This is a genomic window from Roseburia sp. 831b, assembly GCF_001940165.2.
Lineage (GTDB): Bacteria > Bacillota > Clostridia > Lachnospirales > Lachnospiraceae > Roseburia.
This window is the reverse complement of the sequence record NZ_CP135162.1, coordinates 1,412,502-1,427,740: the sequence shown is the minus strand read 5'-3', so window position 1 is coordinate 1,427,740 and position 15,239 is coordinate 1,412,502. Positions and strand designations below refer to the sequence as shown.

Below are 15,239 nucleotides of genomic sequence, written 5' to 3'. Positions count from 1 at the left end.
TGGTGGGGCATTTCCTATCTTAAGAATTTGGGAGGCGATTGATATGAGCAGAAGAAAGGTGTTTGCCGGGATTTGTATTGTGGTGGGAGTTTTGTTCTTTGTCATTCCGATTGTGTATCACTATACCGGGATGAGGGAGACGGACAGGCTGACACAGGAATTTGAACAGAAGTTGGAGGAGAAGCAGGAAGATGAGACAGAGATGGAAGAAAACGGGGCGGAAGTCCAAACCGCCGGTCGTTCGGAGGATGCAGCCATATTTGCAGAAGGGGATGTTATTGCCATTCTGGAAATTGAGAGTATAGGCATCCGCTATCCGGTGGTGGAAGGATGTTCTTCCGCAAATCTTAACAAGGCAATCGGACATTTAAGCGAAACCGGAAAGATAGGAGAAAAAGGAAACTGTGTTCTTGCAGGACACAATGGTAGCAGATATGGAGAGTTCTTTACAAAGCTGAATCAGGTGGCAACCGGGGATAAGGTAACATTGCTTGATACAGAGGGAACTCTTCATACTTATGAAGTGACAGATAGCTTTGTGGTGGGTCCTTATGATAATTCCATAAAGACACATGGAGATACAGAAGAACTCACTCTTTTTACCTGTGCAGAGAGAGGCACAAAGCGTTTCGTGGTGAAATGTGTTCCGGTCAGGGCGGAAGGTGCTTATGGAGAATAGGAAGAAATATCGTCTTGGGGATATTGAAGAGATTATCTCCGAGATGGAGTTTGAGGACAGATGTGATGAGATTGTGGAGATAGATGATGACTTACAGCTTGTTATCAGCGGATGGTATGTGGTGGTTCCCAGCCTGTCACTTACCTTACGGGCAGGTGTGGCATGTGCTTTTGATGAAGAGGCAGGAATGTTCATGCCGGACTTTGATGTAACGGTACTGTATGAGTATGAGCTTACAGCCGATAAGTGGATTTACTATGAACAGGACGGATTTACGGTTACTCTGGCAAACTGGCTAAATGGCAGGCTGCCAATCAGTAATATCGAAACTTTAGAGTGTTATCTGGTGATACCGGATACAGAAGATTAACCGGTCTGGCGGTTCCAGACAGAAAGCGAGGATTATATGAAGTATTCAATTAAAGTAACAGAAGCAAAGAATCAGGAAGGGAATGTAAAAGGTTTTGCAACACTGGTATTTGGTGATTCCTTTAAGATTACCAACATTGCCATTTTGGAGAACAGGGAGAAGGATTCACTCTTTGTATCCATGCCCCGTTATAAGTCATCGGAGCGTGATGAGAATGGTGGTACTATCTATAAGGATGTCTGCAATCCGATTACGGCAGAATTTCGTAAGGAGCTTTACGACAATATCCTTGAGGCGTTTGAGCAGGTAAAGGCTACGGATGGTCAGGAGTTTAAGACAGAAAAGGGTGAGATGCAAATGCCGGAGTTTAGTGTTACCGTAACACCTTATGAGAGGGAAGGCAGCAATATCCGTGGACTTGCCCGTGTATATTTTGAGGACAGTTTTATCGTCAATAATGTAAGCATCCTGCAGGGGAAGGATAAGCTTTTTGTGGCAATGCCTTCCTACAAGACAAAGCAGACAGATGAACAGGGCAAGGCAGTCTATCAGGATGTGTGTTATCCGGTAACGAAGGAATTTCGTGAGAAGCTTTATACCGAGATTGTGAACCAGTATGAGATTGCCAAGTCTAAGAAGGAAGAGCAGGCATTAGGGTCTGCCAAGAATCAGGCACAGTCACAGGCAAAGGATCAGTTCATGAAAGCGGATGGTAAGGACTTGCCCTTTCGCTAATGACAACTAATTATTAAGGCGGAGTGGCCGGTGGCTACTTCGCTGGAAAAGGAGGAAACAGACTATGGAAGAGAAATCAATGACCGGGGAAGAGGTTATGAAACAGCTTTTGTCAGCTTTGAACGGTAATGGTATGCAGCAGACTGCAAACGGAGTGTATGAGCTTTGTGCCTATGTGGACAGCATGACACACAAGGTCGAAGATATGACGGAAGAAATTGCAAAGCTGCGTGATGATATTCAAAGAATGCAGGATGACACTGTTACCAATAAGCTCAAGAAGTCATTAAATGAAGCAGCTGATCGTCTGGAGAATCGCTGCAACGAGATTAAGGAGCAGATTTTTGAGGTAAAGGAAGGTATTAAGAATAAGGCTTCTGAAATCATGACAGATTTTAAGAAGCGTGGTAAGGAAGCCTTAAACCGTGTTTGCGAATTCGCAGGCTTGAAAGATAAACTTATGGGTATCAGGAATAAGGTCAAAGAAGGAATTGCCGATACGGAGCATACTATCGCAAAGATTGATGCTTTTGGTAAGGGAATGAGAGAAGCTGGACAGAAGGTGGCTAATACGTTCAGAACCTTCGCTGACAGGGAAGAAGTAGATTATTCCGGACAGGAGAAGAAATTTTCCAAGACCGAGATAATGAAAAAGCCATGGAAATGGCAGAAGAAGGTGTATGAATCCATGGTACTTCGTCTGGATGCATCCATTGATAAGGTGGAGGATTGGGCAAGAGATGTAGAGATTAACCGCATGAATGATAAGCTGGTTGATACGGAGAAACAGACCGAAGAGATTATGGAAGATGTATCTTTAGTATCTGCTGTTGCGGAACCTTCCGAGTATCAGTATGGTGCGGAAGCCTTTGAGGCTGCCTGTGCAAAGGGAGAGCAGGAAAAGATGCCGGAAGTAAAGGTTCCTGATGTTCCAAAGCAGGGGAAGAGCAGGTGATCCTATGACGGATAAAGAGAAAATGTATGGGGGTATTTCCTGAATAGAAAAATATCCTATTATTGTCTATAATTGATAATTGTTATCGATAATTTAAATAAAAAATAGTTAAAATGCTCAAAAGGCTGCCGAATGTAGTTGATTTTGTTCGAGTAATAGAGTACAATAATTTATAAAAGATATAAATAGGCAAAGTAGATGAAAATCTATGACGCAAAGCTAGAGGGACTGTAAAATGTCAGCCAGTTGTACTGTAAACGAGGCAGTGTTAGTTTGCTTGCAACAAGAGCAAATTAATACTGCTGTTTTCTATTTGTGAGGTAATGTATGAACGGATATTTAAAAATTGCTGAAGTATCAAGGAAGTGGGGAATAGGTGAGCGAAGAATCAATACATTATGTTTGGAAGGACGTATTAAAGGAGCAGTTAAGTTTGGCAATACTTGGGCAATACCAGAAGATGCGGAGAAACCGAAGGATGATAGGATAAAGACAGGAAGATATATTAAGAATGACAAATGATGTCATGGTAATTTTATATGTTATATTCAAGGTTTCCATATATTTAGATTGAAGGACCATATGGCAAATGAGAAGGATTTCACAAAAGCGATAGCTGATATTATAGGTGCCGGTATTGTGGGCGTTACAGTAACAGCTATGGTTAAGGGCGGTAAATCATCAAGTGATAAAGAGAGCTCAAATTCACAACCTCAAAAAGCATCAGAGGATATTTTTGAGGAAGAACGTGTTAAACAAGAAATGGATGAGATGTGGGGAAAAAATAGAATGATGCAACAGTCAACATATGACTCAGAAAGGATCAATATGGCAAATAGAAACGATAATTATATGGATAGTTATTATAGAGATGATGAATATGAAGAAGATGAGTATGAAGATGAGGACGAGTTCGATGAAGATGATGATATAGAGGAAGAAATAGATAATTCTGAAATGTCTTTCTTCGGTCGTAATATTTGTATTTTGCTAAATGATAATGAAGAGGATAGAAGGAATCGTTTGAGAACGAGTGAGGCAGTTCTTGTAAGAAAATTTCCGAAATTAAAGCAATTATCATCTACAGATAGGATGCAACAAATTCTGGACGGCATGTTTCCTGAGGGATTTCAAAAACAGATGTATGTTAGAAATCTTACTTTTACTGGTAAGAGTGGTTACGATGTCAAAACTCTTGGAATTAGACCGGAAAGAACGCCCGGAGATTTTTTGGAGGGATATTTACCAGATGATGTCTCCCTGCTTTTTAAGGGACATATTGCAGGTAAAGAATTTAGGGTAGATTCAGTATTTGAGGTTATGGATACAGAGCAGCTCGATTTTGAAGTAGATGTTGTTGCTACTCCATATCCATCACCAGAAAGAATCGGAGCAAATTTTCTTTATGACATTTTGGATAATTCTGGTTCACTTACTGAATATACAGGAGAGAAGCTTGAAGAGTGGAAACAGTATTTGGATTGGAAAAGAGAACTAGCCAGTCGTCAAATCTATGGTTGTAAGTATTTCAAAGTAGGATTCGATGAAGAAAAGAAGAGGCTGAACTTCTGGCTTGTTTTCGAAGATCAAGATACATTTAAGGCATTTAAAAAATATCTAAGCAGAGATATTCAGGTTTTTGATAATAACTATTCTAAAGACAAGTGGCATTTTGATTTCGCAGGCGATATCAATAACAGAAGACAACGATTTAATAGTGTAGAACTTGGACGCTATAGAGGCGTTGTCAATGAATATTATCTAAAAGATAATAGTGAATATTTTGATGATGATACCGAAGAAAAGCATATTCTCACAGAAGAAGAATGGATGAGCGGCGATTATGATGACGAAGAGGTATCGAAACGGAGTATTTATGATGCATATAGCAATCCTTATATAGTACAAGTAGCATACGATCTTAATCGTAGAGATATTGATGAGATTAATCATCGTAATCTGGATGATGAAGAAACTATTCAGTACGTATATGACAATATTTTAGGTAATTACTATACAGATGGATTTTTAGCATTATCAGCGATTGGAGATTTTGTCCTCATAAGAAGATTTCAGCAAGCAATTGACCAGTTGGAAAGAGATGAATGCTACTCTCCAAATCTTGCAATGTGGTTGTTTGATGTTACACGAGCAAGAGTCCCTAAAGATATTGACATAGATATAGATAAGTGGCTCAATCCTAAAATTGAGAAGAATGAAAATCAGAAGGAAGCTGTTCGAAAAATGCTTGCTGCACCGGATCTTTGTTTGATACAAGGTCCTCCTGGAACGGGTAAAACAACGGTTATTGCTGAGGCAATTTATCAGTTTGTACGCAGAGGAGATAGGGTTTTAGTTGCATCACAGTCTAACGATGCGGTTGATAATGCTTTGGAACGATTGGCAGATTCGCCTGAGATTAGAGCCATTAGATTAGGTCAAAAGGGTAGGAGAAAAAGAAAGGTTGAAGACTTAAGTACTAGAAAGTTTGGAGAGGATGAGGCGCTCAAGTATTATTATCACGCGCTTTCACTTCAGCTTTCAAAGAATTGGCTCGATTTGTGGGACTCACTTGAAAGTGGTGGCATTCAATATGATACTGATATTCGTGATGCTAGTTTATTTAATCAGGATATTGCTGCTTTGAATGAGGAATTGTCCGGATTAAATCAAGAGTATGACGATGCAAGAAAACACTTGGCTCTTTTAACAAGTGAACTTGAAAAAGCTAATGATGATAATACCAAGTTAGAAGAGGATAAGCACCAGTATCGTTTAGCATATGAATGCTTTAAGGGAAAATCAGACTCTCAGTTTTACTTATCAGAGGATTTGCTTAAAATTTTTGAGTCAAAGTTGAATAAGCTTGTTGAAATCACAACTAAAGCAGGCATTTATCTGACACCCGGAGTATTAGATATTGATGTGATGGGGCTGGGCAAAGAACAGGCTTATGTGTACATGATTTCAAAGAATCTAAAGACTCTTAAGGGATTATGTGAAAAGATTCAGAAGGTAAAGGGGAATGATAATAGTAATGATGGCGAGATATTAATTCTTAATAGTCAATTGGCTGATGTGAAACAAAAACTTTTGGAGTGTCTGCAAGAAGATGACACCGATGGGGCATCACAGTACACAAAAGAAATGAAGTCTTTGCAAAAGAAAGTTGACAAACTTAAATTTTCCTCTTCAGTAGTTACTATCTCTGATATTGAAAAAAATATTCTTAATAAAAATGTAATAGAAGGGATTGAGACTAATGATGCAGATAAGTGGCTGGAAACATTTAGACTGATTATTGATAAGTGGAGTCAAGCTATAAATTCAGCATTAGATGCAATAAAAGAAACAATTGAGTCACGAAAGAGTCTCGATGTTTCGGATATCATTAGTAGACGAACTGTTGCAGAAGGTAAGATTTTAGAAATTAATGAAAGAATAGATAGTGCGAAGGCTCAAATAGTATCTAAAAGGCAAACACTTCTTAAATTGCGTGAGAAGTATGAAATTGAATCAACAAATGCGGATGATATCATTGCACACATTAAAAAGTTAAAAGAAAACAATATCAGACAGCTTAACGAGCAGCGGGAATTCAGAAATGATTGGGAAAAGACAATCAGAGGATTTAAGGATCGCTTGGATGATGCAGATGCTTTTAAGTACGATCAAGAGTATTACCAGCAGATTTACGTTAATGCATGTAACGTCGTAGGTATTTCTTGTACTGATAATATGAGAAATCTTTCTGATAATGGCTACAATGATTTTGATGTTGTAATTATTGATGAGGTTAGTAAAGCTACCCCGCCTGAATTATTGATTCCATTAATGAAAGCTCGAAAGGCTATATTAGTGGGTGACCATAGACAGCTGCCACCAATGTTTAAAGAACATGAAGGTTCTTATAAGGAATTAGCAGAGAGTCAGGAAAATGCACCAGAAGAAGTAAGAGATTTACTTACGCAGGATAATTTTAAGAGATTCCAAAAGATGGTTACTTCTTCACTGTTTAAAGATTATTTTGAACAAGCAGATGAGAAAATTAAGCATTCTTTGTTAGTGCAGTATCGTATGCACACTGACATTATGGACATTATTAATAGATTCTATGAGCAGCGTCTGTCTTGTGGAAACTCAGAAGAAGTTGAACGAATGGAAAAGAGCCATGATTTAACAATAAAGGGGGTTGATGGTAGTACATTTGTTACACCAACGAGACATGCATACTGGATTGATTCTTCATTTACTCCGAGTAATAAACCAATCTATGAAGTAAGACCTAACAATAGCACTTCTAATTGCAATGTTTTGGAAAAATACATCATAATAGAACTCTTGAAGAAAATAGCTGATTCATATAGGGAACAAGGATATAACAAAAATAATCAGAAAACAGTAGGCGTTATCAGTTTCTATCAGATGCAGGTAAATGAAATTAGAGAAGCATTTCGAGAGGTTAAAAAAGTTTATGATTTCTCAGCTATTGATGTAGATATTAATACCGTTGATAGATTTCAGGGTAAGGAAAAGAATATTATTATTACCAGTTTGGTAAGAAACAATGAAAAGGGCCATGCAAGTAAGCATGTAGTTGCATTTGAACGTATTAATGTGGCATTTTCACGAGCTCAGGAACTTCTTTTTATTGTTGGAGCAAAACATATGTACGAAAATCAGCCTGTTCAGTTGCCTAACATGGACATGCCTGGCTTTAAGACTGCTCCGGTATACAAGAACATTATGGAAGGATTAAATAGAAAAGGCTGTTTTAAGACTTGCAATAAGATAATTACACCAGAGATAGAAGAAAAAATTATTGCTGAGTACAAAGAGATGGGAGGTAAATTATGATTTTTACAGAAGTAATACTATCATATCCTTGTGTGCAGCATAGGGTTGAAGTTTCACACTTTACAGCTAGAAAATCTACAGCAATTGAGTGGGTTATTCTTGAGTCTATCAGTAAGTGTGAAAAATTAACAAGTTATGAGGGCATATCTATTGGTACTTTTTTTGAACAGATATTTACTATTTCAGATGCGGATCTTCTTATTAGACCTGTTTTAATATCGCTCCAAGATATGGGAGCGATAACACTTTCTGGAATTGATGATGAGACTGAACTTGATACAGTTGCAATGAGTAATCTGAAGTTGACTAACACTGGACGAGATATGCAGGTACAAAGACTTTTACCTGGTACAACATCAGAAGAAACATTCTCTATTTATTATGATATTGTAGCAGGAGCACTAAAGGATGAAGCAAATCTTTACAAAAAAGAGGCTACTGGAATTCGTGTAATGGATGTAGTTGATTCTGACGATACAGAATTTCCTGAAGGGATGATTAGGGAGTGGTTGTTTACAATTCAGAATGATAAAAAAAGAAAGTCGTTAAATTGGCTCACACCGACTACAAAGATTGAGTCAATTACAGGCTTAAGCTCAGAATTATATTGGAAAAATATAACTAGAAAAGTGGAACTAGTTGAAGGTATGAAGTGGAAGGTTTTAGGAGTTGAAGATGAAAAAATAGATGAACTTACACTGGAACAGTCAGATATATCATGCCCTGATGACTTAAGAGATTTACCTTATTTGAAAATAGAAGATCCCGACAAGGAAATACAGAAACTTGTTTCATTTTCTGATATTAATTCTTTAATAGGAGACTTTCTTCAGAAAGATGATATGTTCTGTGTAGAATCAAAATACTATAAGGAAGTAAAAGCGAGGCAACAGAATAAGAAAAAAATCAGAATTGGAATTGTATATGGGGCGGATAAGTTTGAAGTAGAAAGTAGGGGAAAACAAATTATTATTCGGGTGCCTGATTGCGAGTTTCGTAATAATGGTCTGTACTTTAACGCAAGGGACTCTGTGCAGGCTGGTATTGCAACTGTAACTGCAGGAAAAGTATCCAAAGATATTGCGATTGCATATATTCCGAATACAAATGAGGCAAACCTTACTAATATAGTAGTTGGTTTGATTGATAAATATTATGCGCAGGACAGTATTATTCTATTTGCATTATATGAACTTGGACTGAAGGATATGTTCTTGCAGTACATAGATCGAATTATATGTGATGAGGAAGATATTGCAGATAAGGCAAAGGTAATTGAATCGATTAATGAGAAGAGTAGAGGTTATTATGGGCAGAATGTGATTTCAGCAGCGGATAAGGAAAGATTACTTGTTAATGAGGCATATATAATTGAAAAATGCCAGGACATAGAAGGTGCTAAGAATGTAATAATAGAATATGCAGGAATTAATGCATTTAGACAGGATGAATCTTTGTTTCAGAGAATAATGCGAATTACGATTGAACATGTTGGTGAGCAGGATTCATTAGAAGAAATATGGGGATTCTGGCAATCCGTTTCAGCGGTAAAGAAATCATATATTAATTGGGTTACAAAACTTGGACTTCAGAAAAATCTGTATTCTAAGAAAAGTATATTGGATTTTATTGATCGCTTTACTGACGAGAATCTGTTTGAAATAGAGGAATACACTGCAGTAGAGCAGATTATTCTTAATATGAGAAGGATATCTTTACAAGTAGAAGATTTATTACCTGATTTAAATTTGTATCAGACAGTAAGTGATGAAAAGTATAACGAACTTGTACTTTCTCATATTGATGTTATTGAAAGTCTGTATGATCAGGTTAGAAAATGGCAGGATGAGGAAGAAAGATTTAGTAATAAGATAAGAGATTTTTCTGAAGTTCTTGTGCCAGATATTCCGTTTACTAATGTGAAGAAGAATATAGATGGATTAAGAAATGCGTTGGCTACATTTTTTGATGATTCATTTATGAGATTTAACAAAGTTTATATCGTAGACACCTGTACATTAATGAATGAGCCAGGTCTTATATCATGGTTCGATGGTGAAAATGCTTTATTGGTTATCCCAATGATAGTGTTAGATGAGTTGGATGGCTTAAAGAATTCTGATGATGAAGGTAAAGCATATAGAGCAAGAGAAGTAATCAGAAATATTAGAAATTATAAAGCTTATGACTGGCTAAATACTGGAGAATCGAGTCATCCAGAACTATTATCAGATGATTTGGATAAGGATCGAAATGATAATAAGATTCTTTCAATTGCAATAAGGTATTGTGCAAAGAAGCCTATCTTATTAACAGATGATACTAGTCTTGGAAATATTGCTAGTGCAAACAAAATTGAAAACATGACTCTTGAATCATATCAAGCAAAGAAGCAACATGAGAAAATAGCAAGTAAAGGTAATAGTAAGAAATCCAAGAAAAAGAAGAAATAAGGAGGATTTATGAGTAGTTCATATGAATATTCTTATGCACTGGAAGCGATGCGCAGAAGACAGATATATTTAAATAGAATCGCTGCAACAACAGAGCAGTTTTATAATCGTTATAATCAGCAATATCAGAACATGAGAGATCGTGGCTTTGCTGCATATATTCCATCTGAAATGAGTAAATTGGAATCAGATCTTTCCAGAATCAGAAGCTTGCTCACTTCAGATCCTGAAGAAGCAAGGGATCTCAGTTTGGAAGTGGGTTCTTATATCAGAAGCATGTCTTCTTTAGCTTCAGAAGCGCGTGAACAATTTGAACGTGCGGAGAGAATGCGAGTAGAGGCTCTTCGTGCAGAAAAAGAACATCAACAGAATGTTTTAATAAAAGAGTATTTTGAAATCATACAAACGATAACAGATCCTATTGTAGTGAATTATTCAATAGAGAAAATGCAACAACTTAGAAGTGAAATTGAAAGTGGTAAGCTGACTAGTTCAGCCGAGCTTAGAAAAAAGTCATCATCGGTTATTTCAGTTGCGGAAAGCAAAGCAGCTGAGTGGAAAAAAAATACGGTTAAGAAAAACCGTCAGAAAGATGTAGCACAAGCTATTGGTGAAGCTGAGGAAAGACTTAAGACTGAAAAAATTGAGAATCAGGAAAAGACTCAAGAATTCTTGGATAAGATTAGTAAACTTAGATTTGATTTGGAATCAGGAACTCTAGATGCAGAAACAGTTGAGGAACAGGTGGCTTCACTTGAGAGTGAGGTAGATGAAACACTTATTTCAGAGGAGGCCAGACGAGAAACTGTTATGGCAATTGTAAAGCAGCTTAAGAGTCAAGAATTTACTGTAGAGAAGCCTCAGTTAGTACGAACAGATGGAAAGAATTTTGTAAAGATAGTTGCAAAGCAACCATCTGGTAAACGCGCAGTTTGTAATGTGGATTTACATGGAAAGATAGCGTATAAGTTTGATAATTATGCAGGAATGACATGTTTGAAGGATATTGAAAAGTTTAATGTTGATCTTGAACAAGTGTACTCCGTAAAGCTGTCAGATGAAAGAGTACTGTGGCAGAATCCTGATAGACTTTCAATGGATGCTAGCAGTCTACCAAATAATGAAGGGAGAAAAGCATAATGGCAGATAAGGAATTGAACCTTTGGTTGGAGCGTTTCAGTAGGGATATTGGCTATAAGTCTTCGGTTATAGTTTATGGAAACACTGCTGATATAATGCTCAATCCTAAAAACTCAGGGAAATACGAATCAGTGATAAACACGATTATTTCTTATGTAAGAGATAAGGGATATAAGCAGGTGATTAAGTGGGACCGTGTAGATGGAATTGATTATAGTGTATCTGATGAGATTACAGGAGTATCTCCTCAAGACACTCAGGGAACAGATACTAATGATTATGACTTAGGTAATTATGATTTGGAAGATAATAATAATCAGAGTGGTAACTGTTATAAATCCCCAGATGAATTTTTCCCATATATGTTGAATGTAATGAAAAATAGTTCTAATAAGACGGCTTTTATTTTAGATTATTCAGATTACATATTTGGGAATGCTAATTCATTATCGGAAAAAGAAAGAGATTATTTGGCGACATTAGGTAAAACTTTAGAAGCAGGTCAGTCATACAATATGCTTGATAGTAGTTTTGCAGATATTGGAAACATTGTGGTTATTGTAGCTCATAATAACGCAATGATTCCGCCGGCATTTTATTTAAATAACTCTATGGTTAGTTCTGTGAGTGTACCTTTGCCAGGTCATAATGAAAGAGAACATTTCATTGATACAAATAGAGCATGCTTTAATATCACTCAGGATATTATTTCTGATAAAACAGCTAAGGATGATCTTATCGATGCACTAGATGGTTTTTCTCTTAAAGATATTGCTCAGATGATGAAGTTGTCGCGTCAGATGTCAGAAAAGATGTCATTTGAAAAACTTATTAATTTATTTAAGTATGGTGAGAAGGTGAGCCCTTGGGAGGAATTATCAAAGGATAAAATTGAGCGTATTGAGGAAGAACTTGGAAAGAGAGTAAAAGGCCAGGATGACGCAATTTCAAAGGTAAAGGATGTAATTATACGAGCATATACTGGATTTTCTGGTTTGCAGCATTCTTCAAAACAGAAAAAACCAAAGGGAACTTTGTTCTTCGTTGGACCTACAGGTGTAGGAAAGACTGAACTTGCAAAGGCATTAGCTAGTTTTGTATTTGGGGATGAGGATGCATGCATACGATTTGATATGTCCGAATATAATCATGAACATAGTGATCAAAGACTAGTAGGTGCACCTCCTGGATATGTAGGATATGAAGCTGGAGGGCAACTTACGAATGCTGTAAAAGAAAAACCGTTCTGCGTATTGTTATTTGATGAGATTGAGAAGGCTCATGGAAGAATTCTTGATAAGTTTCTTCAGATACTAGAAGATGGTCGTCTTACTGATGGTAAGGGTGAGACAGTATATTTCTCTGAAACAATAATTATTTTCACTTCTAATATAGGAGCTGCGGAAATTAGTCCTGATATGGATCCTAAGGAAGTGAAAAGACAGTTTGTTGAAAAGGTTCAGAAACACTTTATTGAAGAACTTGGAAGACCAGAGTTATTAAATCGTATTGGTGATAATATTGTTGCTTTTAATTTTATTGATGATCCGACTGTATTTACTGAAATTGCAAAACTTAAGTTTAAGGCAATAGAAGATTTCGTAGAAGAGAGATATGGTGCAAAAATCGCATTCGAAAATGAAGATGAGATTTTTGCGTCTATCGGAATGAAAGCGGGAAAACAGAATGGGGGTCGTGGCCTTCTGAATGTTATGGAAACTGTTATTATTAATCCTTTATCTGAGTTCATATTTGAACGCTCTGATATGTTAAGAAATCGACAGATTTTGATTAAACCATTGTTTCCGGATAAACCAGAATTGTGTAGATTTGAATTTGAATTAAAGTAGGGTGGTGACCATGTCATATTTGAATTTAGCATCTATCAGACTTTGTACAGAGTCTGAGGGACCAGGAAAAAGATTGGCAATATGGGTTCAAGGATGTGAAAGACGTTGTAAAGGATGTTGTAATCCTACAATGCAAGAAATAAGGAGAAATATTGTAGTTGAAACTAATGATTTGGTAAATATAATACGTCAAAGTAAAGAAAGAAATGATATTGAAGGACTCTCTTTTATTGGCGGGGAGCCGTTTCTTCAGTCACAAGGTTTGGCGGAAATAGCTCAATGGGCAAGAACAAATGGATTAGGTGTATTGGTCTTTACTGGATACCTTATAGAAGAATTAAAAAGTATGGGTAATGAGGATGTTGATAGGTTATTACAATATACCGATTTGTTGGTTGATGGGTCTTTTGTAGAAGAAGAATATGATACTGAAAGAGATTGGGTCGGATCTAAGAATCAAAGAGTTTGGTATTTGTCGGATTTTTATGATAGAGGAATTGAATATGAAAAATCTGAGCATCAGATGGAAGTAATGATTTCAGAGGAAGAGATTTTAGTAAATGGATGGCCATTTGTATAAAATAATCTCTCGGAATCTCGATTGATTATAGGTCAGCACACGCTGACAATGAACATTTAAAAGTATAACATAGAAAATAGTTTATTGTATTATCAGTATGTAGTAAGAAATTGGTGTAGATTATTGGTTAATATCAAATTTATGGGGGGAGATATAATTATTAAGGGAGTTACCGAAAAGTGGGGAGTGACGCCAAGAAGAGTTCAACGGATGTGCGCAGAAGGATAGAAGATGCTAAAAAATTTGGGCGAGATTGGGCAATTCTTGCAGATTATGAAAAACCAAAAGATGCACCAGTTACTTCAGGTGAGTATAATGAACCCATAAATTAAGACAAAAAAATCGTTGTTTCTAAGTTGGATTTCCCATATGATTTTTATAGCGAAAGGAGTCCAACTATGGCAAGACAACAACATTCACCAGAGGAGAAATCTAAACTTGTTCTCGAAGCAATTAGAGGCGAGCGTACCATCAATGAGATTGCTGCTGAGAACAATATTCATCCAAACATGCTTTCAAAGTGGAAGCGAGAAGCGGAAACTCAACTGTATACACTATTTCAGGACAACTCATCAAAAGAACGTAAGGCTCAAAAAGCACGTGAAACCGAGATCAACGATTTGTACGCTCAGATTGGCTAACTTACCACTAAGAACGAGTGGTTGAAAAAAAAATCTGGTTTCTGAGCTTAGCGTACCTGAACGCCGCCTGCTTGTAGATATGAGCGGATCAACGCTTCCGGTTTCTGTACAGGCAAGCCTTTTGGAACTTAATAGAAGTGGGCTCTATTATCGGCCGTCTCCACATTCCACAGAGGATCTGTACATAAAGCAACTGATTGACAAAATCTATACCCGATATCCAATGTATGGATATCGCCGCATTTGCTGGTATCTTAACGAAAAAGAGCATTATCTAATCAATCACAAAGCAGTCCTTCGGCATATGCAGGAAATGGGCATACAGGCTATATATCCACGGCAAAATACAAGCAAGCCGGAGTCTGCCAATAAAGTTTATCCTTACCTGCTGAAAGGGCTTAAAATCGACCATCCTGACCATGTTTGGTCCATTGACATTACCTATATACCAGTCAAAACCGATTGGCTTTATTTGGTGGCAATCATCGATTGGTATTCACGGTTTGTACTACATTGGCAGCTGAGTGACACCATGGAAATAGGATTTGTTCTGGATACCAGCCACAAAGCATTGAAAGTATCCAAACCTGAGATTATGAATTCTGATCAGGGAAGTCATTTTACGAGTCCAAAATTCACACAGATTTTTCTGGATGCTGGCTCAAAAATCAGTATGGATCACCGTGGTCGTGCCTACGATAATATCTTCGTAGAAAGGCTCTGGAGAACTGTAAAATATGAGGATGTGTATCCTAATGCATATGAGACACCTAGAGAAGCACGTATTGGTATTAATAATTTCATGAACTTTTATAATCATGAGCGTCCGCACTCACGACTGAAATACCGCACGCCTGAGGAAGTCTACTGGGACAGGTAATTATCCTGTCTCTCCCTTCCCAGAAGGGTAAGCGCGGATATATGAACTGTAAAGGGTTCCTTCGGAAACTGCTAAGCAGCACACCCTTGACAGTTCATA

13 protein-coding genes and 1 riboswitch are annotated in these 15,239 nt (G+C 37.2%); all 13 genes read left to right on the top strand.

From position 1 onward, the window contains the following. Nucleotides 1–43: 43 nt before the first annotated feature. The 13 genes from BIV16_RS06620 to BIV16_RS06560 all read left to right on the top strand — a co-directional run bounded on the left by BIV16_RS06620 (nt 44) and on the right by BIV16_RS06560 (nt 15,140). Nucleotides 44–679, top strand: a complete 636-nt coding sequence (locus BIV16_RS06620; protein WP_075678582.1) for a class D sortase — start codon at nt 44–46, stop codon at nt 677–679. After that, nucleotides 669–1,049, top strand: coding sequence for a hypothetical protein (locus BIV16_RS06615; RefSeq protein WP_083624977.1), 381 nt, complete (start codon nt 669–671; stop codon nt 1,047–1,049). Before BIV16_RS06620 ends, BIV16_RS06615 begins: the two co-directional genes overlap by 11 nt. A gap of 36 nt (nt 1,050–1,085) precedes the next feature. Further along, complete coding sequence (locus BIV16_RS06610) at nt 1,086–1,784, top strand: SpoVG family protein (protein WP_075678583.1); 699 nt, start codon at nt 1,086–1,088, stop codon at nt 1,782–1,784. A gap of 64 nt (nt 1,785–1,848) precedes the next feature. Beyond that, nucleotides 1,849–2,739: a DUF6674 family protein gene (locus tag BIV16_RS06605; protein ID WP_075678584.1), complete on the top strand. Its 891-nt coding sequence runs from the start codon at nt 1,849–1,851 to the stop codon at nt 2,737–2,739. Nucleotides 2,740–2,917: 178 nt separating this feature from the next. Next, nucleotides 2,918–2,993: riboswitch (cyclic di-GMP riboswitch) on the top strand. Between the two features lie 73 nt (nt 2,994–3,066). Continuing rightward, on the top strand, nt 3,067–3,261 hold the full coding sequence (locus BIV16_RS06600; RefSeq protein WP_075678585.1) for a DNA-binding protein: 195 nt from the start codon (nt 3,067–3,069) through the stop codon (nt 3,259–3,261). A 60-nt stretch (nt 3,262–3,321) separates the two neighbouring features. Beyond that, the gene (locus BIV16_RS06595) at nt 3,322–7,596 is read left to right on the top strand and encodes an AAA domain-containing protein (protein WP_202969649.1); all 4,275 of its coding nucleotides are present in this window, start codon (nt 3,322–3,324) and stop codon (nt 7,594–7,596) included. Continuing rightward, nucleotides 7,593–10,049 (top strand): PIN domain-containing protein, encoded by a 2,457-nt coding sequence (locus tag BIV16_RS06590; RefSeq protein ID WP_075678586.1) that lies wholly within the window; start codon nt 7,593–7,595, stop codon nt 10,047–10,049. The genes BIV16_RS06595 and BIV16_RS06590 overlap by 4 nt, the downstream gene beginning before the upstream one ends. Nucleotides 10,050–10,058: 9 nt before the next feature. Continuing rightward, nucleotides 10,059–11,189, top strand: a complete 1,131-nt coding sequence (locus BIV16_RS06585) for a hypothetical protein (protein ID WP_075678587.1) — start codon at nt 10,059–10,061, stop codon at nt 11,187–11,189. After that, on the top strand, nt 11,189–13,039 hold the full coding sequence (locus tag BIV16_RS06580) for an AAA family ATPase (RefSeq protein WP_075678588.1): 1,851 nt from the start codon (nt 11,189–11,191) through the stop codon (nt 13,037–13,039). Before BIV16_RS06585 ends, BIV16_RS06580 begins: the two co-directional genes overlap by 1 nt. A 10-nt stretch (nt 13,040–13,049) precedes the next feature. After that, nucleotides 13,050–13,619 carry a 4Fe-4S single cluster domain-containing protein gene (locus tag BIV16_RS06575; protein ID WP_075678589.1) on the top strand — a complete coding sequence of 190 codons (570 nt, stop codon included), beginning with the start codon at nt 13,050–13,052 and terminating at the stop codon, nt 13,617–13,619. 179 nt (nt 13,620–13,798) lie between these two features. After that, nucleotides 13,799–13,951 (top strand): hypothetical protein, encoded by a 153-nt coding sequence (locus tag BIV16_RS06570; RefSeq protein ID WP_242940295.1) that lies wholly within the window; start codon nt 13,799–13,801, stop codon nt 13,949–13,951. 66 nt (nt 13,952–14,017) lie between these two features. Further along, nucleotides 14,018–14,260, top strand: coding sequence for a transposase (locus BIV16_RS06565; protein ID WP_075678590.1), 243 nt, complete (start codon nt 14,018–14,020; stop codon nt 14,258–14,260). A gap of 79 nt (nt 14,261–14,339) precedes the next feature. Next, nucleotides 14,340–15,140, top strand: coding sequence for an IS3 family transposase (locus BIV16_RS06560; protein WP_075678591.1), 801 nt, complete (start codon nt 14,340–14,342; stop codon nt 15,138–15,140). The last annotated feature ends 99 nt before the right edge of the window (nt 15,141–15,239 follow it).

Coding starts and splice junctions, on each gene's coding strand:
- BIV16_RS06620 (WP_075678582.1), top strand. CDS start 44: ATGAGCAGAAGAAAGGTGTTTGCCGGGATTTGTATTGTGGTGGGAGTT.
- BIV16_RS06615 (WP_083624977.1), top strand. CDS start 669: ATGGAGAATAGGAAGAAATATCGTCTTGGGGATATTGAAGAGATTATC.
- BIV16_RS06610 (WP_075678583.1), top strand. CDS start 1,086: ATGAAGTATTCAATTAAAGTAACAGAAGCAAAGAATCAGGAAGGGAAT.
- BIV16_RS06605 (WP_075678584.1), top strand. CDS start 1,849: ATGGAAGAGAAATCAATGACCGGGGAAGAGGTTATGAAACAGCTTTTG.
- BIV16_RS06600 (WP_075678585.1), top strand. CDS start 3,067: ATGAACGGATATTTAAAAATTGCTGAAGTATCAAGGAAGTGGGGAATA.
- BIV16_RS06595 (WP_202969649.1), top strand. CDS start 3,322: ATGGCAAATGAGAAGGATTTCACAAAAGCGATAGCTGATATTATAGGT.
- BIV16_RS06590 (WP_075678586.1), top strand. CDS start 7,593: ATGATTTTTACAGAAGTAATACTATCATATCCTTGTGTGCAGCATAGG.
- BIV16_RS06585 (WP_075678587.1), top strand. CDS start 10,059: ATGAGTAGTTCATATGAATATTCTTATGCACTGGAAGCGATGCGCAGA.
- BIV16_RS06580 (WP_075678588.1), top strand. CDS start 11,189: ATGGCAGATAAGGAATTGAACCTTTGGTTGGAGCGTTTCAGTAGGGAT.
- BIV16_RS06575 (WP_075678589.1), top strand. CDS start 13,050: ATGTCATATTTGAATTTAGCATCTATCAGACTTTGTACAGAGTCTGAG.
- BIV16_RS06565 (WP_075678590.1), top strand. CDS start 14,018: ATGGCAAGACAACAACATTCACCAGAGGAGAAATCTAAACTTGTTCTC.
- BIV16_RS06560 (WP_075678591.1), top strand. CDS start 14,340: ATGAGCGGATCAACGCTTCCGGTTTCTGTACAGGCAAGCCTTTTGGAA.